Source organism: Nonomuraea sp. NPDC051191 (assembly GCF_044455665.1).
Classification (GTDB): Bacteria; Actinomycetota; Actinomycetes; order Streptosporangiales; family Streptosporangiaceae; genus Nonomuraea.
In genome coordinates this window covers 196,126-217,454 of record NZ_JBITEZ010000006.1, presented here as the reverse complement: position 1 = coordinate 217,454, position 21,329 = coordinate 196,126, and the positions used below count along the sequence as shown (strand labels likewise).

Sequence of the window (21,329 nt, the reverse complement as noted above, 5' to 3'; positions counted from 1 at the left end):
GGTGTTCAGGGGAGCCGGATGAGGCGGCGCTCGACGGCGGCCGTGACGGCGGCCGTGCGCGTGTCCACGCCGAGCTTGTCGTAGATGTGCACCAGGTGGGTCTTGACCGTCGCCTCGGTGATGAAGAGCCGCCGGGCGATCTCCCGGTTGCTCGCCCCGCTGGCCAGCAGCTCCAGCAGCTCGACCTCGCGGGCGCTCAGCGCCGGGCCGGGCTCGCGCATGCGCCGCATCATCCGGGTCGCCACCTTGGCCGACAGCACGCTCTCGCCCCTGGCCGCGGCCCGGATGCCCTGGAACAGCTCCTCCGGCGGGCACGCCTTGAGCAGGTAGCCGATGGCCCCGGCGTCGACGGCCCGCATGATGTCGGCATCGCTCTCGTACGTCGTCAGCACCAGCACCTGCGGCGGCGCGGGCAGCTCGCGGACCCGCCGGGTGACCTCCACGCCGTCGATGCCGTCGCCGAGCTGCAGGTCCATGAGCACGACGTCGGGGGAGCGGGCGGCGATGCCGCGCAGCGCCTCGGCCCCGTCGGCGGCCTCGCCGACGACCTCCATGTCGTCCTCGCCGCCGAGCAGGGCCACCAGCCCCGCCCGGACCACCGGATGGTCGTCGACCAGGAACAGCCTCATGCCGGGCCACCGCCGTCCAGGACGCGCGGGGGCCATGCGGCGGGTACCCGGGCCGCGACCGCCGTGCCCTCGCCCGGCGCGCTCTCGACCACCAGGACGCCGTGCACCTCCGCCAGCCGGTCGCGCATCGCCCGCAGCCCGTAGCCGCGGCCGGGAGCGGGGGCGGGCGAGGCGAAGCCCACGCCGTCGTCGAACACGTCGAGCGTGACCTCGCCGTCGAGGTAGGACAGCGTCACCGTGGCCGTCACCGTGGCCGCCGCTGTCCCTGCCGCTGTTCCTGCCGCTGTGCCCGCCGCTGTGCCCGCCGCTGTGCCCGCCGCCGGTCCGGCGTGGTCGCGTACGTTGGCCAGCGCCGCCTGCGCCACCCGCAGCAGCGCCGCCTGCACCTCCGGAGCCAGCGGGTACTCCTCGCCCGCCAGCCGGAAGCGCACCCGTGGCCCGGTGCCGTCGGCGTCGGCGCAGAGCCGGGCCAGCGCCTCGGGCAGCGAGACGTCCACCAGGCCGGGCGGCTGGAGGTCGCGGACGAACCGGCGCGCCTCGTCGAGGTTGTCGGCGGCGGCCGCGGCGGCCCGCCGTACGTGGGCGCGGGCCTGGGTGGGGTCGGTGGCCCACATGCGGTCGGCGGCCTGGAGCAGGATGCCCATGCTGGTCAGGCCCTGGGCGAGCGTGTCGTGGATCTCCCTGGCCAGCCGCTCGCGCTCCTCCAGCACGCCCGTGCGGTGGCGGGAGTCGGCCAGCGTGCCGCGGGTGCTGATCAGGTCGTCGATGAGCAGTTGCCGGGCGGCGCTCTCGCGTTGCAGCTCCCCGAAGATGACCGCCGTCATGGCCGCGATGCCGACCGGCGCGAGGATCAGGCTGACGTCGAGCTCCCGGGCGATCTCCAGCTGGGCCACGATCACCACCAGGGTCAGCGCCGCGGCGGCCACCGCGAAACCGCGGGCGTCGAGCAGCCGCAGGCACAGGAAGAGCAGGGGCACCGCGCACCAGCTGAACGACGGCGCCAGCATCACCAGCGCCAGCCACACCGCCGCCACGCCGCCCAGCCAGACGAGCCGCCCCCGCCGCCCCAGCCGGTTCCACCCCACGATCCCGGCCGCGTACGCGAGCGCGAGCAGGGCGCAGACGGCCAGCGACGTCACCGTCTGCGGGACCATGCCGTGCCGGGACACCAGCCGCAGGGCCGAGGCGGCGAGCAGCAGGTAGAACCCCACGTGCATGGCCCAGTTGAGCCAGGTGCGCTCCCTCATCGCCCTCCCCGTCGCCATGCCCTCCGACACTATCCCCTGCCCGATGGTGGCCCCCACCAGCACGGGAGCGCATCAACCGATCGGTTGACCCGGCGCTCGACCGGCCGGCGCGCGGGGATCGCCCGTGCTCCCGATGGCCCGGCGCGGTCCGCCGGGAAACCTTGAGGTGTCCGACTTCGCCCTGCCGAACTGGAGAAACCATGAACATCCGTACTCGCCTGGTCGCCGGCTCGCTGTCGGGGCTGGCCGTGCTGGCCGGCGCCGTCGCCGCCACCTCGCCCGCCCAGGCCGCCGACGCCGCCCACAGCGCCCGCAGCGCCCACAGTGCCCGCGTGGCCGCCGCCGAGCCCGTCGTGCAGACCGGGACGCTCTCCGCCGACGCCGCCCTGAAGATCGCCGACGCCGTGCTGAAGGAGGCCGTCAAGCAGAAGCAGCGCGTCTCCGTCGTGATCGTCGACCGGTCCGGCGCGACCCGCCTGGTGCTCAAGGGCGACGGCGCGGGCCCGCAGACCGAGGAGTCGGCCAGGCGCAAGGCGTTCACCGCGGTCTCCTTCGGCCGGACGACCAGCGAGCTCGGCAAGGGCATCACCGGCGGCGGACCGTCCATCGCCGACATCCCGGGCACCCTCTTCCTCGGCGGCGGCGTGCCCGTCGCCTCGGGCGGCGCCCCCGTCGCGGGCATCGGCGTCGGCGGCGCCCCCAGCGGCGACATCGACGAGTCCATCGCCCAGGCGGGCCTCAAGGCGGTCGCCGGGCAGCTGCGCTGACCGGCCGTGCCCGGCCCCCGGCGCGCGGCCGGGGGCGGGAAGGCGGAAGGATGAAGGGATGAAGCGCCGAGCCGTCCTGACCTGGGGGCTCGGTCTGATGCTCGCGGCCTGCGGCGGGCGCGAGGTGAAAGGAGCGGGAATGGCCGACGAGGAACTGCTGGCGGGGGCCGCGCGCGGTGACGCCGCCGCCGTCCGGGACGCGCTCGGGGCGGGGGCCGACGTCGAGGCCCGCGACGCGCAACGCCGTACGGCCCTGCTGCTCGCGGCGGCGGCCGACCACGTCGAGGTGGCCAGGCTGCTGGTCGCGGCGGGCGCCGACCCCGACGCCCAGGACTTCAGGAAGGACACCCCCTGGCTGGTCACCGGCGTCACCGGAAGCGTCGCGATGCTCAGGGCGCTGCTGCCCGCCGGGCCCGACCTGACCAAGCGCAACCGCTACGGCGGCGTCTCCCTCATCCCCGCCTGCGAACGCGGGCACGTCGAGTACGTCCGCGAGGTGCTGAAGACCGGCATCGACGTCGACCACGTCAACGACCTGGGCTGGACGGGCCTGCTGGAGGCGGTCATCCTGGGCGACGGCGGTGAGCGTCACCAGGAGATCGTCCGGCTGCTGATCGCCGCGGGCGCCGACGTCGACCTGGCCGACCGCGACGGCGTCACCCCGCTCGCGCACGCCGTGGCCAAGGGCCAGAGGCAGGTGGCCGCCCTGCTCCGCGCCGCCGGAGCCCACTGACACCTCACCCGGGAAGCAGGCGGCCGGAGCACGACGGGCCGCCTGCTAAGGTGTGAAATGCTTGTGATTCTCAGCTAGGAGACCAGACATGGCAGGTGACGACGACATCTCCGGGTGATACCGGAGGTTGATCGGCCCCGGCGTGAGCGCGTGTGCGCCGCCGGTGTGGCTTCGTCGTTTCCCGAATCCCTGTCCTTTCACCGGGCGGCTTCGGCATGCCCGCGTTCTCCGTTGAGGTCTTCTTCACATGTCCGACGCGTTCATCGTCTGCTCCAACCTGTCCTTCTCCTGGCCTGACGACACCCCGGTCTTCAGCGACCTGTCCTTCAGCGTGCCCGGCGGCCGTACGGGCCTGGTCGCCCCCAACGGCGCGGGCAAGAGCACGCTGCTCAAGCTCATCGCCGGGGAGTACCGGCCGCGCGCCGGCAGCGTGTCCGTCGCCGGCGTGCTCGGCTACCTGCCGCAGAGCCTGCCGCTGGCCGGCGACCTGAGCGTGGCCGAGGTCCTGGGCATCGCCCCGGTGATCGCCGCGCTCAACGCCATCGAGGCGGGCGACACCGCCGAGGAGCACTTCACCACCATCGGCAACGACTGGGACATCGAGGAGCGCACCCGCGCCCAGCTCGACCGGCTCGGCCTCGGCCACCTCGACTTCGGCCGCACGCTGCGCACGCTGAGCGGCGGGCAGATCGTCTCGCTCGGCCTGGCCGCGCAGCTGCTCAGGCGGCCCGACGTCCTGCTGCTCGACGAGCCCACCAACAACCTCGACCTCGACGCCCGCGACCGGCTGCACACCGTGCTCGGCGATTGGAAGGGCTGCCTGCTCGTGGTGAGCCACGACCGCGCCCTGCTCGACCGCATGGACCGCATCGCCGAGCTGGATCGGGGCGAGGTGCGCTTCTACGGCGGTGACTTCACCGCCTACGAGGAGGCCGTACGCACCGAGCAGGAGGCCGCCGAGCGCAACGTGCGCACGGCCGAACAGGAGCTCAAGCGCGAGAAGCGGGAGATGCAGCAGGCTCGCGAGCGCGCCGAGCGCAGGGCCGGCAACGCCGCCCGCAACCTCAAGAACGCCGGCCTGCCGCGCATCTTCGCCGGGAACATGAAGCGCGGCGCCCAGGAGTCGGCCGGCCGGGCGAGCCAGACGCACGCCGCCCGCGTCAGCGACGCCAAGGCCCGGCTGGACGAGGCGGGCCGCGCCCTGCGCGACGACCAGCGGATCTCCCTGCAACTGCCCGGCACCAACGTGCCCGCCGGGCGCACGGTCTTCCAGGGCGAGCACCTCATGGCCCGCGGGCTGTTCGCCGAGCCGGGCCTCGACCTGGTCGTCCGCGGGCCCGAGCGGATCGCGCTGACCGGTTCCAACGGCGTCGGCAAGTCCACGCTGCTGCGCCTGATCACCGGCGAGCTCGAACCCGACAGCGGCACGACCAGGCGGGTCGACGGCCGGGTGGCCTACCTGTCGCAGCGGCTCGACCTGCTCGACGACGAGCTCACCGTCGCCGAGAACCTGGCCGCCTTCGCCCCCGCGATGCCGGCCGCCGAGCGGATGAACCTACTGGCCCGCTTCCTGTTCCGGGGCGCGCGGGCCCACCTGCGGGTCGCCGTGCTGTCGGGCGGCGAACGGCTGCGCGCCACGCTGGCCTGCGTGTTGTGCGCCGAGCCGGCGCCCCAGCTGCTGCTGCTGGACGAGCCGACCAACAACCTCGACCTGGTCAGCGTGGGCCAGTTGGAGAGCGCGCTCGGCGCGTACGAGGGGGCGTTCGTGGTGGTCAGTCACGACGAGAGGTTCCTGGCGGAGATCGGGGTGGACCGCAGGCTGGAGCTGTCCGGCGGGCGGCTGCTGGAAGGGGGTCCGGCCCCGGCGTGATGCCCCTTCTGGGGGAACATTTCCGGACATCTTACTAAACTTGGATGATTCGTTCTCTTGTGTCATTCAGGTTTATGTGGGTAGGTTTGGCGGCTATGACCGCATCGAACGCTCCGACGACCGCCGAGGAGCTGCGTGGCGCCGGGCTGCGGGTGACCGCCGCCCGGGTCGCGCTGCTCGAAACCGTCCGGGACGGCGACCATCTCGGGGTCGAGGCGATCGCCTCCGGGGTGCGCGAGCGCGTGGGTCATATCTCGTTGCAGGCCGTGTACGACGCCCTCCACGCGCTCGCCGCCGCGGGGCTCGTCCGCCGCATCGACCCTCCCGGCAGCTCGGCCCTGTACGAGGGCCGCGTCGGGGACAACCACCACCATCTCGTGTGCCGGTCGTGCGGCGCCGTGGCCGACGTCGACTGCGCCGTCGGCCACGCGCCCTGCCTGACCGCCTCCGACGACCGCGGCTTCGCCGTCGACGAGGCCGAGGTCATCTATTGGGGCCTGTGTCCCGCCTGTTCCACCGGCAGCAGTGCCTGAGCACCCGATCCGCCTAGTCCGGAAGGATTCCCATGTCTGAGAACCATGATGCGATCGTCACAGACGCCAAGCCGGAGGACGGCGGCGGCTGCCCGGTCGCGCACGAGCGCGCCCCTCACCCGACCCAGGGCGGCGGCAACCGCCAGTGGTGGCCGGAGCGGCTCAACCTGAAGATCCTGGCCAAGAACCCGGCCGTGGCGAACCCGTTCGGCGCGGACTTCGACTACGCCGCCGAGTTCAAGACCCTCGATCTCGCGGCCGTCAAGCGGGACATCGCCGAGGTGCTGACGACCTCGCAGGACTGGTGGCCGGCCGACTTCGGCCACTACGGCCCGTTCATGATCCGGATGGCCTGGCACAGCGCGGGCACGTACCGGATCAGTGACGGACGTGGCGGCGCCGGGGCCGGGCAGCAGCGCTTCGCGCCGCTCAACAGCTGGCCGGACAACGGCAACCTCGACAAGGCCCGCCGCCTGCTGTGGCCGGTCAAGAAGAAGTACGGCCGCAAGATCTCCTGGGCCGACCTGCTGATCCTCACCGGCAACGTGGCCCTGGAGTCGATGGGCTTCACGACCTTCGGCTACGCCGGCGGCCGCGAGGACGCCTGGGAGCCCGACGAGGACGTCTACTGGGGCCCCGAGTCCATCTGGCTCGGCGACCAGCGCTACACCGGCGACCGCGAGCTGGAGAACCCGCTGGCCGCGGTCCAGATGGGCCTCATCTACGTCAACCCCGAGGGCCCCAACGGCAACCCCGACCCGCTCGCCGCGGCCCGCGACATCCGCGAGACCTTCCGCCGCATGGCGATGAACGACGAGGAGACCGCCGCCCTGATCGTGGGCGGTCACACCTTCGGCAAGACCCACGGCGCGGGCCCGGCCGACAGCGTCGGCCCCGACCCCGAGGCCGCCCCGATCGAGCAGATGGGCCTCGGCTGGCGCAACAGCCACGGCACCGGCAAGGGCGCCGACGCGATCACCAGCGGCCTTGAGGGCATCTGGACGAACACCCCCACGACCTGGGACAACAGCTTCCTGGAGATCCTGTACGGCTACGAGTGGGAGCTGTTCCAGAGCCCCGCGGGCGCCAACCAGTGGCGGCCGAAGGACGGCGCCGGGGCCGGCACCGTCCCCGACGCCCACGACCCGGCCAGGCGGCACGCCCCGACGATGCTGACGACGGACCTGTCGCTGCGCGTGGACCCGGTCTACGAGCAGATCACCCGCCGCTGGCTGGAGCACCCCGACGAGCTCGCCGACGCCTTCGCCCGCGCGTGGTTCAAGCTGACCCACCGCGACATGGGCCCGGTCGCCCGCTACCTCGGCCCGGAGGTCCCGTCCGAGACGCTGCTGTGGCAGGACCCGCTGCCCGCGGTGACGCACGAGCTCGTCGACGCGGCCGACGTCGCCGCCCTCAAGGAGCAGATCCTCGCCTCGGGGCTGTCGGTGGCGGAGCTGGTGTCCACCGCGTGGGCCTCGGCCTCCTCCTTCCGCGGCAGCGACAAGCGCGGCGGCGCCGACGGCGGGCGCATCCGCCTGCAGCCGCAGAGCGCGTGGGAGGTCAACGACCCCGACCGCCTGGCGACCGTGCTGGGCACCCTGGAGGGCGTCCAGAAGACGTTCAACGGCGCTCAGACCGGCGGCAAGCAGGTCTCGCTGGCCGACCTGATCGTGCTCGCCGGGTGCGCGGGTGTCGAGCGGGCCGCCAAGGAGGCCGGCTACGACGTCCAGGTGCCCTTCACGCCGGGACGGGCCGACGCGACGCAGGAGCAGACGGACGTGGAGTCGTTCGCCGCGCTGGAGCCGACCGCCGACGGGTTCCGCAACTACCTCGGCAAGGGCAACCGCCTGCCGGCCGAGTACCTGCTGCTCGACCGGGCCAACCTGCTGACGCTGAGCGCGCCGGAGATGACCGTCCTGGTGGGCGGCCTGCGCGTGCTGGGCGCCAACCACCGGCAGTCGACGCTCGGCGTCCTCACCACGACCCCGGGGACGCTGACCAACGACTTCTTCGCCAACCTGCTCGACCTGGGCACGACGTGGCACTCGACCGAGGACGCCAACGTCTTCGAGGGCCGCGACGCCGTCACGGGCGAGGTTCGCTGGACCGGCACCCGCGCCGACCTCGTCTTCGGCGCGAACTCCGAGCTGCGCGCGGTCGCGGAGGTCTACGCGAGCGACGACGCGAAGGAGAAGTTCGTCCGTGACTTCGTCGCGGCGTGGGACAAGGTCATGAACCTCGACCGGTTCGACCTGGCCTGAGCGTGACCGGAACGCCCGGGGCGGTTGCCCCGGGCGTTCCGCGTGCCCGGAGGCTTGCGCGGCGACGGAGGTCATACTAAACGAGTCGTTTTTGTAGGACAATGACCCGGTGTCCCGAGGAGCCCTGATGCGCTTTCACTGGTTCCTGCCCACGACCGGCGACGGCCACGACGTGCGCTCGGCCATCACCACCACCGACGCCTTCCGCCCGGCCGCCCGCCCCGCCACGCTCGGCTACCTGACACAGGTCGCCAGGGCCGCCGAGCAGGCCGGGTTCGAGGGCGCGCTCACCCCGGTCGGCGCGGGCTGCCCCGACCCGTGGATCGTGTGCGCGGCCCTGGCCCAGCACACCGACCGGCTCAGGACGCTGGTCGCCTTCCGCACCGGCTACGCGCTGCCCACCCTGCTCGCCCAGCAGGCCCAGTCCTTCCAGGAGATCTCCGGAGGAAGGCTGCTGCTCAACGTCGTCACCGGCGGCGACCCCGTCGAGCAGCGCGCCTACGGCGACTTCCTCGACCACGACGCCCGCTACGCCAGGACCGCCGAGTTCCTGCACGTGCTCCGCCGCGCCTGGGACGGCGTGCCGTTCGACCACCACGGCGAGCACTACCGCGTGGAGGGCGGCGGGCTGGCCGCGCCGCTCGACCCGCGCCCGCCGCTCTACTTCGGCGGCGCCTCCCCGGCGGCCGAGCGGGTCGCCGCCCGCCACGCCGACGTGGTGCTCATGTGGGGCGAGCCGCCGGCGGCCGTCGCCGAGCGCGTCGCCCGGCTGCGCGCCCTGGCCGAGCCGCTGGGCCGCGAGCTCCGGTACGGCCTGCGCGTGCACGTCATCGCCCGCGACACCTCGGCCGCCGCCTGGGCCGAGGCCGACCGGCTGCTGGCGGGCATGGACCCCGTCCGCGTGGCCGCCGCCCAGCGCCGCTTCGCCCGCTACGACTCCGTCGGCCAGCGGCGCATGGTGGACCTGCACGCCGGCGGCACCCACGACCTGGAGATCCATCCGGGGCTGTGGGCCGGGGTCGGGCTGGTGCGCGAGGGCGCGGGCACCGCCCTGGTCGGCTCGTACGACGAGGTCGCCGCGCTGCTGCGCGAGTACGCCGCCACGGGGGTGGCGGAGTTCGTCCTGTCGGGCTGGCCGCACCTGGAGGAGGCCTACCGGGTCGGCGAGTACGTGCTGCCCCGCCTGGCCCGCACGCCGTCGGTGGCCCTCGCGCCCGGACGCTAGGCGGTGAGCAGGGCGTGGGCGGTGACGCGCAGGTCGGCCACGGCCGCCGCCGCCCGCGCGGCGTCGAAGGCCGGGTCGCCCAATCGCTGCTCCAGGTCGGCCAGCACCACGACGACGTGCAGGTTGAGCACTCGCAGGCGCTCCTGCGTCAGGCCGGGCAGCCGCCGCCGCAGCAGGCCCGCCAGCTCGCCGACGCCGGGGTGGTGGTCGCTGGAGCAGGGCCAGGACCGGTAGGCGCCGGACAGCACGTACCGGCTGGTGAAGCGCAGGTACCAGCTCGCGCCCCGGTGGGTGAGCACGTGCTCGGCCAGCGGGGCGAGGTAGGCCTCGACCAGGGCGGGAAGGTCCTGCTCCAGGCCGTGGGCGCGCAGGTCGTCGATCAGCTCGCGGCGGCGGTGGTTGAGGGGGGTCATGCGGTGGGCGTACAGGGCGTCGATCAGGCCGGCCTTGCCGTCGAAGTGGTACTGGACCGCCGAATGGTTGCCCTGCCCGGCCGCGAGGGCGATCTCCCGGAGCGAGACGTCGAGACCGCGCTCGGCGTAGAGCCGTTCGGCCGCCAGGAGGATCTTCTCTTTGGCCTGCATTCCCACCTTTTCCGGATCGCCGAGGTATCGTCGCGGATTAAGACACCCTGTCTTACTCTGCTGCCGTCTGCTGTCCAAGACCGTACGCCTCTCCTCGCAGGAGCCTCGCCGTGACCGCAGAACCGACCCCCCGTGCCTCCAACGGTGCCCCGGACCGTGCCCCGAACGTGCTCGCCGTCGTCCTGGACGACACCGGCTTCGCCCAGCTCGGCTGCTTCGGCTCCGACATCGCCACCCCGCACATCGACCGGCTCGCGGCGGGCGGCCTGCGCTACAACCGGTTCCACGTCACGGCCCTGTGCTCGCCGTCGCGCGCCTGCTTCCTCACCGGGCGCAACCACCACGCGGTCGGCATGGGCTTCCTCGCCGACCTCCCGCTCGACCACCCCGGCTACACCGCCCGCATCCCGCGCTCGGCCGCGACCCTGCCGCGGATCCTGCGCGACCACGGCTACTCCACCCTGGCCGTCGGCAAGTGGCACCTCACGCCGCGCTACGAGCGCTCGGCCGCGGGCCCGTTCGGCCACTGGCCGCTCGGCCTGGGCTTCGAGCGCCACTACGGCTTCCTGCAGGGCGACACCAACCACTACGCGCCCAACCTCGTCCGGGACAACCACCACGTGGACCCGCCCGCCACCCCCGAGGAGGGCTACCACCTCACCGAAGACCTCGTCGACCAGGCCGTCCGTTACCTCGACGACCAGCGCCACGCCGCCCCCGGCAAGCCCTTCCTCCTCTATCTCGGCCTCGGCGCCACGCACTCGCCGCACCACGTCGGGCCCGAGTGGAGCGAGCCCTACCGCGGCCGCTTCGACCGGGGATGGGACGCCTGGCGGGAGGAGATCTTCCGGCGCCAGGTGGAGACCGGCGTCGTCCCGCCCGGCACCGTGCTCACCCCGCGCCCGGACTGGGTGCCCGCCTGGGACGACCTCACCGCCGACCGGCGCCGCCTGTACGCCCGCCAGCAGGAGGTCTTCGCGGGCTTCCTGACCCACGCCGACGCCCAGCTCGGCCGCCTGCTCGCCCACCTGGAGGAGACCGGGCGGCTCGACGACACCATCGTCGTGCTCTTCTCCGACAACGGCGCCAGCGCCGAGGGCGGCGTGGACGGCAGCGTCAACGAGCACCGCTTCTCCGCCGGCATCCGCGAGTCCCTGGAGGACAACCTCGCCCACCACGACGACTGGGGCGGCCCGCGCACCTACAACCACTACGCGTGGGGCTGGGCGTGGGCCGGGAACACGCCGTTCCGGCTGTGGAAGCGCTACACCTGGCTCGGCGGCACCCGTACGCCGCTCATCGTGCACTGGCCGGCCGGGATCACCGGCGGAGGCGCGGTGCGCGACCAGATCGTGCACGTCAACGACCTGTTCCCGACGCTCCTGGACGCCGTCGGCATCGAGCCGCCGGCCGTCGTGGACGGGATCGAGCAGCAGCCGGTCGACGGAGCCAGCTTCCTGGCCACGTTCGGCGACGCCGCCGCGCCCGCGCCGCGCGAGACCCAGTACTTCGAGATGCTGGGCTCACGTTCCCTCATCCACGGACGCTGGAAGGTCACCACCGACCACGTGTCCACGGGCGTCCTGGACGAGGAGGAGCTCCTGACCGGCAGCCGGGACCTCGACGGCGACCACTGGGCGCTGTTCGACCTGGCGGCCGACTTCTCCGAGGCCGCCGACGTGTCCGCCGACCATCCGGAGGTGGTCGCCGGGCTGCGGCGGCTGTGGGAGCGGGAGGCCGGGCGCAACAACGTCCTGCCGCTGTTCGACAACCTCGTGGCGCGCTTCGGCGCCCTCATCGGCCCGGCCTGGCCGCCCGGCGACGACCGCACGTTCCGGCCGGGGGCCTCGCCCGTGTGCGACGAGTCGCTGCCGCTGCTGTTCGGCGGCTTCCGCTGGACGGCCGAGATCGAGGCGGCGGCGGAGCCCGAAGGGGTGCTGTTCGCGCTGGGCGACTGGAACGGCGGCTTCGCCCTGTACGTCACGGAAGGCCGCCTGGCCTTCACCTTCTCGCGGGCCGGGGAACTGCTGGAGCTCACCGCCGACCGTCCACTTCCCGCCGGCCGCCGGTCCGTGGGCGTCGTCCACACGACGGGTCCCGGAGGATCGGCGTTTCACCTGACGCAGGAGGACGTCGTGGTGGGCGCCCTGGCGTTCGACGGCCTGCTGCCGGTCGCGCTCCAGCACGGCGGGGCCGGGTTGCGGCTCGGCCACGACCTCGGCCTGCCCGTCTCCGACCGCTACCGCGTCCCGGCCCGGTGGAACGGGCGGCTGCTGTCGGTCCGGCTCCGGACGCCGGGCGCCGCCGCGCCCGACCTGCTCGCCGGACTCCGGACCGCGCTCCACGCCGACTGACAGCGCCTCCCGGGGAGCGGGAGGCGGGTGATGGTGTGGTCCGAAATCGGCCGGTGTCAGGGACGTCGTGGCTGGTTGGCTGGTTCGCCGTAGATCATTCCTTGTCCGGAACGGAACCATGGCAACCACCACCACCCTCGCCCCGCCGCGCCCGCCGCTGATCTCCTGGCTCGCGGTCACCTCGATCACCCTGGGCATCTTCGCCATCGTCACCAGCGAGATCCTGCCCATCGGCCTGCTGACCACCATCGGCGCCGACTTCCGCGTCACCGACGGCACCGCCGGGCTCACCATGACGCTGCCCGGGTTCGTCGCCGCCGTCGCGGCCCCCGTCCTGACCGTGGCCACCGGCCGCCTGGACCGCCGCGTGATGCTCTGCGTCATGATGGCCGTGCTGGCCGCCGCCGACGTCCTGGCGGCCGTGGCCGGGGCCTACTGGGTCGTGCTGGTCTCGCGGGTGCTCGTCGGCCTCACCATCGGCGGCTTCTGGTCGATCGCGGCGGGGCTGGCCTCCCGGCTGGTGCCGCCGTCCGCCGTGGGCGCCGCCACGGCCCTGATCTTCTCGGCCGTGCCGCTGGGCTCGGTGCTCGGGGTGCCGGCCGGAACCCTCATCGGCCACCTGGCGGGCTGGCGGACGGCGTTCCTGGTGCTGGCCGGGCTGGCCGTGCTCGTGCTGCTCGCGCTGCTGACCCTGCTGCCGCCGCTGCCCGCCCGTCAGGCCACCGGCTCGCGCGTGCTGCTGGACCTGCTGCGCCTGCACGGCACCAGAATCGCGCTGCTGGCCACGTTCCTCGTCGTGCTGGCGCACTTCGGCACCTACACCTACGTCACCCCGTTCCTGGAGCACGTCACCCGGCTGTCCCCGGCCGCCGTCAGCGCCGTCCTGCTGGCGTACGGCGTGGCGGGGATCGCGGGCAACTTCCTGGCTGGCCGGGCCGTGGCCACCGCGCCGCGCGCGACGTTCGTCGTCTGCGGCGGCCTGATCGCGGCCGCCACCGCGCTGCTGCCCCTGGCCGGCACGTCCCAGGCCGGGGCCGTCGTGCTGCTGGTGCTGTGGGGGCTGGCCTACGGGGGAGTGCCGGTCTGCTCCCAGGCGTGGTTCCTGCGGGCCGCGCCCGGCACGCCGGAGGCGGCGACCGTCATCTTCACCTCTTCGTTCCAGGCGACCTTCGCCCTCGGCGCGCTGCTGGGCGGCGTGATCGTCGACGCCTACTCGGTGTCGGCCGTGATGGTCGCCGGCGGGCTGGTCGCGCTGCTGATGGCCGGGTCCTTCTCCTGGCTCGCCCGTCCCCGCCGGGCCGCGTGAGCGGGGCGGGGACGGGCGGTCAGCCGTCGAGGTGGTTCCTCAGCGCGTCGAGGCGGCCGTCCCAGTCGCTCGCCAGCGCCGCCAGGAACTGCTGGGCCACCCGCATCGGGGCCGAGCGCAGCCGGTAGCGGACGCGGCGGCGCTCGCCCGGCTCGGCCGTCACCAGCCCGGCCTCGGCCAGCAGTGTCAGGTGCTTGGCGATCGCCTGCCGGGTGATCGGCAGGCGGGCGGCCAGGTCGGTCGCCGTGGCCGGGCCCCGGGAGGCCAGCTCGGCCAGGATGGCGCGCCGGCTCGGGTCGGCCAGGGCGACGAAGACCTGCTCGGCCACCGCCTCGATGTCAGGCGGCGTCAAGGTGCTCGACCAGCTCGCCCAGCTCGCTCGCCCACCCCTCGGTGTGGGCGTCGTACGCCTTGCGGTGGTGGTCGTCGGGGAGCTGGGCGAAGCCGGTCTCGACGACGGTCAGCCGCGTGCCCGTGCCGGCCGGTTCGAGGGTGAACTCGACGTACGTGCGGCGCAGGTCGTCCTCCGGCATGCCGAAGACCGGCCAGGTGAAGCCGAACACCGACGGCTCCTCCACGCGCTCCACGCGCATGTCGACCGTGTGCCCGTGGCTCCAGCTCATCCGCGCCGGCCCGCCGGGACGCAGCTCGATCGCCGCCTCCTGGCCGAACCAGGCGGCCAGCCCCTCGGGGGTGGTGAGCGCGGCCCACACCTTGCCGGGCGGGTGCGCCAGCTCGACGGTGCGCTCGACTCGATCGGGGAATCCCATGACGACCTCCATATGCAGCAGGGAAAAGGTTGCCACATCTTGTGGCGACCGGTGGACGGTCACTGCTCCGGCCGTGGGTGCCGGCGCAGGCCGTAGGAGATGAGGGCGACGGCGGCGAGCGTCATCGCGACGTCCACCAGCAGGGCCAGGCGGATGCCGGCCAGCTCCCCGCCGCGCGTGGCGGCGACGGCGCCGAGGAGCGGGACGCCGACGGTGATCGCCACCTGCTGCGTCATGGACGTCAGCCCGGTCGCCAGCCCCTGTTCCTCGTCCGGCAGGCCCGAGGTCCCGGTGACGGTGTAGGCGACGATCGCGGTGACATGCCCGAAGAAGCCGACGAACAACGCGGGGACCAGCACCGCGAGCGCCGTCCAGCCGGTCCCGAGCAGGACGGTGGGCAGGGTCGCCAGGGCCTGGACCGTCATGCCCACGACCAGCACCAGACGGCTGCCGTAGCGCCCGACGAACCGCCCCGCGATCACGCCGGCGACCACCGACGCCAGCCCGGGTATCCCGAACACCAGGCCCGTGGCCAGCGGTGACAGCCCCAGGACGCGTTGCAGGTACAGCGTCACCAGGAAGATCATGGCGGGCTCCATCGTGAAGATCACGAAGCCGGCGAAGTTGCCCCACTTCACCGTGGGCCGCCGCAGGATGCGCACCGGCGCGAGCGGCGCCGGCGCGCGCAGCTCGATCCGCCAGAACGCGCCCAGCAGCACCACGCCGACGACGGCCGCCACCAGGTCGGTCTCGACGGCCGCGTAGATCACGGCCAGCAGGCCGCCGGTCACGGTGACCGCGCCGGGCAGGTCCAGCCGCACCCGCCCCGGCAGCACGCTCTCGCGGATCAGGAACGGCGTCAGCACCACGATCGCCACCGCGACCGGCACGTTGAACAGGAACGCCGCCCGCCAGCTCAGCAGGCTGACCAGGGCGCCGCCGAGCAGCGCGCCGACGGTGAACCCGCCCGACAGCAGGGCGCCGTTCAGCCCGAGGACGCGGGCGCGCAGCGGGCCCTCCTTGAAGGTGGTGGTGAGCAGCGACAGCGCGGCGGGGATCGTCATCGCCGTGGCCAGGCCCTGCAGCACGCGGGCGGTCAGCAGCGTCCCGGGCCCGTCGGCGAAGCCGCCGAGGAGGGAGGCCCCGGCCAGGACGACCATGCCGGCCAGGAACAGCTTGCGGCGGCCGAACAGGTCCGCCGTCCGGCCGAACACGAGGGTGAACCCGGCCGCCGGCAGCGCGTACGCCGAGGTGATCCAGGGCCACTGGGCCGGGCTCAGCCCGACGCCCGCGCCGGCCTGGGGAAGGGCGACGTTCAGGATCGAGAAGTCGACCGCCAGCATGAAACCGGCGCCGAGCAGGACGAACGCGATCAATCGTTGTCTGCCGTCGAGGCGCGGCGGGGCGGCCTCAACGGTCGCGACAGGAACACTCATTGCGGCCTCCAACTAGTAGCAACCGAACGGTTGCCACATTATGGCAACCATTCGGTTGCGTCAACGGAGGACGCGGAGGGGGCGAACTTCCGTTTTCCGGAACGGTGGTCTAACCTTCGGAACATGTCCGACAGCGACGCCAAGCTCGTGGGAGCCGACCGCGTGCTGGCCGTGCTGGCCGAGCTAGCCCGGCATCCCGACGGCATCGGGCTGGAGGAGATGGCCCGCGCGGTGTCCAGCCCGAAGCCGACCGCCCACCGCGCCCTGGCCGCGCTGCGCCGCGCCGGGTTCGCCGTCCGCAACGGCCACGGCCGTTACGTGCTCGGCGACGAGTTCCTGCGCATGGCCTTCGCCCATCACGAGGCCCGGCCCGACCACGTCCGCGTCACCCCGATCCTCCAGGCGCTGTGCGACCGCTACGGCGAGACCGTCCACTACGCGGTGCTGGAGGGCGCGTCGGTGGTCTACCGGTCCAAGCTCGACCCGCCGTCCGGCGCGGTGCGGCTGACCTCGGTCGTCGGCGGGCGCAACCCGGCCCACTGCACCGGTGTCGGCAAGGTGCTGCTGGCCGAGACGCTGCGCGACGAGGCCGCCGTGCGCGCCTGGGTGGGGGGCCGGCGGCTGGAACGGCCCACCGAACGCTCGATCGGCACCGCCGAGGAGCTGCACGCCGAGCTGGTGCGCGTCCGCGAGCAGGGCTACGCGGCCGACGACCAGGAGAACGAGCCGGGCGTCAACTGCGTGGCGGTCCCGGCGTACCTGACCTCGCCCACCGTGCCGAGCGGCGCGATCAGCATCAGCGGCCTGGCCTACCGCACGCCCCTGCGGGCGCTCGTGGAGGATGTGCCGGCCATCCGCGCGCTCGCCGCCGGACAAGACCTTCCCTGACCCCCGCAGAACTGGAGAGATTCCCTTGTACCTCATGCGCATCGGCGCGCCCGGCGCCGAGAAGCCGGTCGTCCGCGTGGACGACGACCACTACGTCGACGTCTCCGACCTCACCCCCGACTTCGACGAGCGCTTCTTCGCCGCGGGCGGCCCCGCCCTGCTCGCCGGACGGGTCGCCGACGGCCCCCGGCAGGCGTTCGCCGGCGAGCGGATCGGCGCGCCGATCGCCCGCCCGCACCAGATCCTGTGCATCGGCCTCAACTACAGCGACCACGCCGCCGAGACCGGTCAGGCCGTCCCCGCCGAGCCGATCCTGTTCACCAAGTCGCCCAACACCCTGGTCGGCCCGGACGACGACGTGCGCATCCCGCGCGGCGCCACCAAGACCGACTGGGAGGTGGAGCTCGGCATCGTGATCGGCAGGCGCACCTCCTACCTCGACTCACCGGCGGAGGCCGCGGCCGCGATCGCCGGCTACTGCGTGGTCAACGACGTCAGCGAGCGCGCCTTCCAGATGGAACGCGGCGGCCAGTGGAGCAAGGGCAAGTCGGCCGAGACGTTCAACCCGGCCGGCCCCTGGCTGGTCACCCCCGACGAGCTCGGCGACGTCCGCGACCTGGGCATGTGGCTGGACGTCAACGGCGTACGCCGCCAGACCGGCAACACCAAAACGATGATCTTCGACCCGTACGTCATCGTCCACCACCTGAGCCAGTTCATGGTGCTGGAGCCCGGCGACCTGATCAACACCGGCACCCCGCCCGGCGTCGGCATGGGCCACGACCCGCAGATCTGGCTGCGGCCCGGCGACGTGATGGAGCTCGGCATCGACGGGCTCGGCAGCCAGCGCCAGCGGGTCGTGGAGCCCCGGTAGTGCGGGCGCTCGTCCTGACCGGGCCGGGCGCGGCCGAGGTCCAGGAGGTCGAGCCCCCGTCCGCCGGGCCCGGCCAGGTCGTCGTGGACGTCGAGCGCGCCGGTGTGTGCGGCACCGACATGGAGCTGTTCAGCGGCGAGATGAGCTACCTGCGCACCGGCCGCTCCCGCTACCCGCTGCGCCCCGGCCACGAGTGGTGCGGGCGCGTCGCCGAGGTGGGCGAGGGCGTGGACCCGTCGTGGCTGGGGCGGCGGGTCGTCGGCGACACCATGCTCGGCTGCGGACGCTGCGACCGCTGCCGCCAGGGCCGCCACCACGTGTGCCCCGACCTGGCCGAGCTCGGCATCAGCCGGGGCGCCGCGGGGGCGCTGGCCGAGCGGCTGGCCGTCCCGGTCGCGGCGCTCCACGCGCTGCCCGATACGGTGGACGAGACCTTGGGCGCGCTGGTCGAGCCCGGTGGCAACGCCTTACGCGCCGTCCGCGCGGCGGGGCTGGAGGCGGGGGAGCGGTTGCTGGTTCTGGGCACGGGCACGATCGGCCTGCTGGCCGCGCTGTTCGCGCGCGCCGGCGGCGCCGACGTGCACCTCATGGGCCGCGCCGAGGCCGACCTGCGCCTGGCCGCCGACCTCGGCTTCCGGCACGCCTGGACGCGGGCGACCCTGCCCGGCCTGCCCTGGCACGCCGTCCTCGACGCCACCAACGCCGCCGAGCTGCCCGCGTTCGCCCTCGGCCTGGCCGAACCCGCCCGCCGCGTCGTCTACATCGGCCTGGCCGGCACGCCGTCCACGCTCGACACCCGCGACCTGGTGCTCAAGGACGTCACCGCGGTCGGCGTCCTGGGTGGCTCGGCGGGGCTGGCCGGGGCCATCGACGCCTACGCCGGCGGCTCGGTGGACGCCCGTCCGCTGGTGGCCGCCACGGTCGGGCTGGCGGACACGGCCGGCGTCCTGGCCGGACGGCGACCGTCCGGCGCCGGCCCGGGGCCCAAGATCCACATCGACCCCCGGCAATGAACTCGGAAGTGAGCACGAGCATGACCCACCGTGAACCGCGACGGCTGAACGCGCCGGACGCCGCCGTCCTGGCGGCGGTCGAGACGGCCGTCCCGGGGATCACCCGCGCCCGCGCGAGCGACCGGCTCGGCATGGCCCACGACGCCTCCCACTACCTGCTGACCCCGCAGGCCGTGCTGGTGGCCGAGAGCGCCGGCCAGGTCGCCGCGCTGCTGCGCACCGGCCTGCCGCTGACGTTCCGCTCCGGGGGCACCAGCCTGAGCGGCCAGGGCGTCAGCGAGCACCTGCTCGTGGACACCCGCCGGCACTTCCGCTCGATCGAGGTCCTCGACGGCGGCGCCCGGGTACGGGTCCAGCCCGGCGCGGTGCTGCGGCAGGTCAACGCCCGCCTGGCCCCGTACGGGCGCAAGCTGGGCCCCGACCCGGCCAGCGAGTCGGCCTGCACGATCGGCGGCGTCGTGGCCAACAACTCCAGCGGCATGACCTGCGGCACGCACGCCAACACCTACCAGACGCTGGAGTCGATGACGCTGGTGCTGCCGAGCGGCACCGTCGTCGACACCGGCGCCCCCGACGCCGACGAGCGGCTGCGCGCCCTGGAGCCCGACCTCGCGGCCGGCCTCGAACGGCTGCGCGACCGCGTGCGCGGCAACCCCGACTCGGTGCGCCGCGTCCAGGCCCAGTTCTCGCTGAAGAACACCATGGGCTACGGCCTGAACAGCTTCCTCGACCACGACGGCCCGGCGCAGATCCTCGCCCACCTGGTCATCGGCAGCGAGGGCACCCTCGGCTTCGTCGCCGAGGCCGTCTTCCGCACCGTCCCCGCCCATCGGCTGGCCGCCACCGGCCTGCTCGTCTTCCCGACGCTGCGGGCGGCGATGGCCACGATGCCGGAGCTGGTGGCCGCCGGGCCCGCCGCCGTCGAGCTGCTGGACGCCGAGTCGCTGCGCGTCGCGCAGACCGACCCCAAGGCCGACGACGCGCTGCGCGCGCTGGCCGTCGCCGAGCACGCTGCGCTGCTGATCGAATGGCAGGAGACCGACGCCGAGCTGCTCACCGAGCGCGAACAGGCCGCCGAGCGGCTCTTCGCCGGGCTGCGCCTGGCCGCCCCCGCCCGGCTGAGCAGGGAGGCCGGCGGCCGGGCCGCGCTGTGGCACATCCGCAAGGGCCTGTACGCCACCGTCGCCGGCGCCCGCCCCAGCGGCACGACCGCCCTGCTGGAGGACGTCGCCGTCCCCGTGCCCGCCCTGGCCGACCTGTGCGACGACCTGACCCGCCTGTTCGCCGAGCACCGCTACGAGCGCAGCGTCGTCTTCGGCCACGCCAAGGACGGCAACCTGCACTTCATGCTCAACGAGCGCTTCGCCACCGACCTCGACCGCTACGCCGAGTTCACCGAGGACATGGTCGAGGCCGTCCTGGCCAGGGGCGGCACGCTGAAGGCCGAGCACGGCACCGGCCGCGTCATGGCCCCGTTCGTGCGCCGCCAGTACGGCGACGAGCTGTACGAGGTGATGCGCGAGGTCAAACGCCTGTGCGACCCGGCCGGAACGCTCAACCCCGGCGTCGTCCTCACCGACGACCCCGAGGCCCACCTGCGCGACCTCAAGACCGTCGTGACCGTCGAACCCGAGGTCGACCGCTGCGTCGAGTGCGGCTACTGCGAGCCGGTCTGCCCCAGCCGCGACCTGACCACCACCCCGCGCCAGCGCATCGTGCTGCGCCGCGAGCTGGCCGCGGCCCGGGCGGCCGGCGACGACGCCCTGGCCCGCGAGCTGGAGGACGCCTACGCCTACGACGCCGTGGACACCTGCGCCGTGGACGGCATGTGCGCCACCGCCTGCCCCGTCCTCATCAACACCGGCGACCTGACCAAACGCCTGCGCGCCGAGCGCCACGGCCGGTCCGCCCGCCGGGCCTGGACGAGCGCCGCCCGCCACTGGGACGGCGTCACCCGCGCCATGAACCTGGCCCTCGACGCCGCCGCCGCCGTCCCGCCCGCGCTCCCGGAGGCCGCCTCCCGCGCCGCCCGCGCCCTGGCCGGCGCGGACGACGTCCCGAGCTGGAGCCGCGACCTGCCGCGCGGCGGGACCAGGCGCCGCCCGTCCCCGGCCGGGGGCGCCGACGCCGTCTACCTGCCGTCCTGCCTGAACACCCTGTTCGCCCCCGCCGACGGCGGCCCCGGCGTGATGACCGCCTTCCAGCGCCTGGCCGCCCGCGCGGGGGTGACGCTGCACGTCCCCGAGAAGATCGCCAGCCTGTGCTGCGGCACCCCGTGGTCGTCCAAGGGCTTCGCCGGAGGCCAGGAGGCCATGGGCGAGCGCGTCGGCGACGTGCTCGCGCGGGCCACCGACGGCGGCCGCCTGCCCGTGGTCAGCGACGCCGCCTCCTGCACCGAGGGCTACGCCCACCTGGTGCCCGGCCTCCAGGTGGTCGACGCGGTCGCCTTCACCGCCGAGCACATCCTGCCCCGCCTGCCCGAGGCGCGCCGCCTGCCGTCGCTGGCGCTCCACCCGACCTGCTCCTCCACCCGCCTCGGCCTGGACGCCGCCGTCGCCCGCGTCGCCGAGGCGGTCGCCGAGCAGGTGGTGATCCCGGACGGCTGGCAGTGCTGCGCCTTCGCCGGCGACCGCGGCCTGCTGCACCCCGAGCTGACCGCCTCGGCCACCCGCGCCGAGGCCGCCTCCGTGGCCGAGGCGGGCTGCGCCGCCCACGCCTCGGTCAACCGCACCTGCGAGCTGGGCCTGACCCGCGCCACCGGCCAGACCTACCGGCATCTCCTGGAGCTCCTCGACGAAGCAACCGCCTGAGGGGGGCGCGCTTTACACCGATGGTCAAT

Annotated in this window: 18 protein-coding genes; 12 read left to right on the top strand and 6 right to left on the bottom strand. The window is 74.0% G+C overall.

Annotation, left to right across the window (positions count from 1 at the left end; genetic code table 11):
- Window positions 1–5 precede the first annotated feature (5 nt).
- Together ACIA8R_RS19035 and ACIA8R_RS19030 are read right to left on the bottom strand one after the other, a co-directional pair.
- Window positions 6–629, bottom strand: coding sequence for a response regulator transcription factor (locus ACIA8R_RS19035; protein ID WP_364087723.1), 624 nt, complete (start codon window positions 627–629; stop codon window positions 6–8).
- Window positions 626–1,876 carry a sensor histidine kinase gene (locus tag ACIA8R_RS19030; RefSeq protein ID WP_397039479.1) on the bottom strand — a complete coding sequence of 417 codons (1,251 nt, stop codon included), beginning with the start codon at window positions 1,874–1,876 and terminating at the stop codon, window positions 626–628. Before ACIA8R_RS19030 ends, ACIA8R_RS19035 begins: the two co-directional genes overlap by 4 nt.
- Before the next feature lie 200 nt (window positions 1,877–2,076).
- On the opposite strand from ACIA8R_RS19030, the gene ACIA8R_RS19025 reads away from it, so the two are divergent.
- The 6 genes from ACIA8R_RS19025 (at window position 2,077) to ACIA8R_RS19000 (ending at window position 9,265) form a co-directional block, all read left to right on the top strand.
- Complete coding sequence (locus ACIA8R_RS19025; protein WP_397039477.1) at window positions 2,077–2,643, top strand: heme-binding protein; 567 nt, start codon at window positions 2,077–2,079, stop codon at window positions 2,641–2,643.
- 58 nt (window positions 2,644–2,701) lie between these two features.
- Entirely contained in the window at window positions 2,702–3,376 is a 675-nt protein-coding gene (locus ACIA8R_RS19020; RefSeq protein WP_397039476.1) for an ankyrin repeat domain-containing protein, read from the top strand.
- A 247-nt stretch (window positions 3,377–3,623) separates the two neighbouring features.
- Complete coding sequence (locus tag ACIA8R_RS19015) at window positions 3,624–5,246, top strand: ABC-F family ATP-binding cassette domain-containing protein (protein ID WP_397039474.1); 1,623 nt, start codon at window positions 3,624–3,626, stop codon at window positions 5,244–5,246.
- Window positions 5,247–5,341: 95 nt separating this feature from the next.
- Complete coding sequence (locus ACIA8R_RS19010) at window positions 5,342–5,779, top strand: Fur family transcriptional regulator (protein ID WP_364087714.1); 438 nt, start codon at window positions 5,342–5,344, stop codon at window positions 5,777–5,779.
- A 32-nt stretch (window positions 5,780–5,811) separates the two neighbouring features.
- Complete coding sequence (gene katG, locus ACIA8R_RS19005) at window positions 5,812–8,040, top strand: catalase/peroxidase HPI (RefSeq protein ID WP_397039472.1); 2,229 nt, start codon at window positions 5,812–5,814, stop codon at window positions 8,038–8,040.
- A 127-nt stretch (window positions 8,041–8,167) separates the two neighbouring features.
- Window positions 8,168–9,265 (top strand): LLM class flavin-dependent oxidoreductase, encoded by a 1,098-nt coding sequence (locus ACIA8R_RS19000; RefSeq protein ID WP_397039470.1) that lies wholly within the window; start codon window positions 8,168–8,170, stop codon window positions 9,263–9,265.
- On the opposite strand, the gene ACIA8R_RS18995 is transcribed toward ACIA8R_RS19000, so the two are convergent.
- Window positions 9,262–9,849, bottom strand: a complete 588-nt coding sequence (locus ACIA8R_RS18995) for a TetR/AcrR family transcriptional regulator (RefSeq protein WP_397039468.1) — start codon at window positions 9,847–9,849, stop codon at window positions 9,262–9,264. The two genes, ACIA8R_RS19000 and ACIA8R_RS18995, sit on opposite strands and share 4 nt — an antisense overlap.
- Window positions 9,850–9,959: 110 nt before the next feature.
- Here ACIA8R_RS18995 and ACIA8R_RS18990 point away from each other — a divergent pair, with 110 nt between their 5' ends.
- Together ACIA8R_RS18990 and ACIA8R_RS18985 are read left to right on the top strand one after the other, a co-directional pair.
- Window positions 9,960–12,203, top strand: a complete 2,244-nt coding sequence (locus ACIA8R_RS18990; protein ID WP_397039466.1) for an arylsulfatase — start codon at window positions 9,960–9,962, stop codon at window positions 12,201–12,203.
- 118 nt (window positions 12,204–12,321) lie between these two features.
- Entirely contained in the window at window positions 12,322–13,509 is a 1,188-nt protein-coding gene (locus ACIA8R_RS18985) for an MFS transporter (RefSeq protein WP_397039464.1), read from the top strand.
- 19 nt (window positions 13,510–13,528) lie between these two features.
- Here the strand turns inward: ACIA8R_RS18985 and ACIA8R_RS18980 are convergent, their stop codons facing one another.
- The 3 genes from ACIA8R_RS18980 to ACIA8R_RS18970 are packed head-to-tail and all read right to left on the bottom strand — an operon-like array spanning window position 13,529 to window position 15,715.
- Window positions 13,529–13,861: a metalloregulator ArsR/SmtB family transcription factor gene (locus ACIA8R_RS18980; RefSeq protein WP_364087700.1), complete on the bottom strand. Its 333-nt coding sequence runs from the start codon at window positions 13,859–13,861 to the stop codon at window positions 13,529–13,531.
- Window positions 13,848–14,279, bottom strand: a complete 432-nt coding sequence (locus ACIA8R_RS18975; RefSeq protein WP_357696994.1) for an SRPBCC domain-containing protein — start codon at window positions 14,277–14,279, stop codon at window positions 13,848–13,850. The genes ACIA8R_RS18980 and ACIA8R_RS18975 overlap by 14 nt, the downstream gene beginning before the upstream one ends.
- Window positions 14,280–14,338: 59 nt before the next feature.
- Window positions 14,339–15,715, bottom strand: a complete 1,377-nt coding sequence (locus ACIA8R_RS18970; RefSeq protein WP_397039462.1) for an MFS transporter — start codon at window positions 15,713–15,715, stop codon at window positions 14,339–14,341.
- 123 nt (window positions 15,716–15,838) lie between these two features.
- Between ACIA8R_RS18970 and ACIA8R_RS18965 the strand changes: the two genes are divergently transcribed.
- Genes ACIA8R_RS18965 through ACIA8R_RS18950 form a run of 4 tightly spaced genes read left to right on the top strand, consistent with a single transcriptional unit; the run spans window position 15,839 to window position 21,300 of the window.
- A complete protein-coding gene (locus tag ACIA8R_RS18965; RefSeq protein WP_364087691.1) occupies window positions 15,839–16,603 on the top strand; it encodes an IclR family transcriptional regulator in 765 nt (254 codons plus the stop codon).
- A 25-nt stretch (window positions 16,604–16,628) separates the two neighbouring features.
- Entirely contained in the window at window positions 16,629–17,477 is an 849-nt protein-coding gene (locus tag ACIA8R_RS18960; protein WP_357697000.1) for a fumarylacetoacetate hydrolase family protein, read from the top strand.
- A complete protein-coding gene (locus ACIA8R_RS18955; protein WP_397039460.1) occupies window positions 17,477–18,490 on the top strand; it encodes a zinc-binding dehydrogenase in 1,014 nt (337 codons plus the stop codon). The genes ACIA8R_RS18960 and ACIA8R_RS18955 overlap by 1 nt, the downstream gene beginning before the upstream one ends.
- A 20-nt stretch (window positions 18,491–18,510) precedes the next feature.
- Window positions 18,511–21,300, top strand: coding sequence for an FAD-binding and (Fe-S)-binding domain-containing protein (locus ACIA8R_RS18950; protein WP_397039459.1), 2,790 nt, complete (start codon window positions 18,511–18,513; stop codon window positions 21,298–21,300).
- Window positions 21,301–21,329: the final 29 nt, after the last annotated feature.

Excerpts from the sequence above, each read along its gene's own strand:
- ACIA8R_RS19015 (WP_397039474.1), top strand. The coding sequence starts at position 3,624 with ATGTCCGACGCGTTCATCGTCTGCTCCAACCTGTCCTTCTCCTGGCCT.
- ACIA8R_RS19010 (WP_364087714.1), top strand. The coding sequence starts at position 5,342 with ATGACCGCATCGAACGCTCCGACGACCGCCGAGGAGCTGCGTGGCGCC.
- katG (WP_397039472.1), top strand. The coding sequence starts at position 5,812 with ATGTCTGAGAACCATGATGCGATCGTCACAGACGCCAAGCCGGAGGAC.
- ACIA8R_RS18985 (WP_397039464.1), top strand. The coding sequence starts at position 12,322 with ATGGCAACCACCACCACCCTCGCCCCGCCGCGCCCGCCGCTGATCTCC.
- ACIA8R_RS19000 (WP_397039470.1), top strand. The coding sequence starts at position 8,168 with ATGCGCTTTCACTGGTTCCTGCCCACGACCGGCGACGGCCACGACGTG.
- ACIA8R_RS19035 (WP_364087723.1), bottom strand. The coding sequence starts at position 629 with ATGAGGCTGTTCCTGGTCGACGACCATCCGGTGGTCCGGGCGGGGCTG.
- ACIA8R_RS18975 (WP_357696994.1), bottom strand. The coding sequence starts at position 14,279 with ATGGGATTCCCCGATCGAGTCGAGCGCACCGTCGAGCTGGCGCACCCG.
- ACIA8R_RS18950 (WP_397039459.1), top strand. The coding sequence starts at position 18,511 with ATGACCCACCGTGAACCGCGACGGCTGAACGCGCCGGACGCCGCCGTC.
- ACIA8R_RS18965 (WP_364087691.1), top strand. The coding sequence starts at position 15,839 with ATGTCCGACAGCGACGCCAAGCTCGTGGGAGCCGACCGCGTGCTGGCC.
- ACIA8R_RS18995 (WP_397039468.1), bottom strand. The coding sequence starts at position 9,849 with ATGCAGGCCAAAGAGAAGATCCTCCTGGCGGCCGAACGGCTCTACGCC.
- ACIA8R_RS19020 (WP_397039476.1), top strand. The coding sequence starts at position 2,702 with ATGAAGCGCCGAGCCGTCCTGACCTGGGGGCTCGGTCTGATGCTCGCG.
- ACIA8R_RS18970 (WP_397039462.1), bottom strand. The coding sequence starts at position 15,715 with ATGAGTGTTCCTGTCGCGACCGTTGAGGCCGCCCCGCCGCGCCTCGAC.
- ACIA8R_RS19030 (WP_397039479.1), bottom strand. The coding sequence starts at position 1,876 with ATGAGGGAGCGCACCTGGCTCAACTGGGCCATGCACGTGGGGTTCTAC.
- ACIA8R_RS19025 (WP_397039477.1), top strand. The coding sequence starts at position 2,077 with ATGAACATCCGTACTCGCCTGGTCGCCGGCTCGCTGTCGGGGCTGGCC.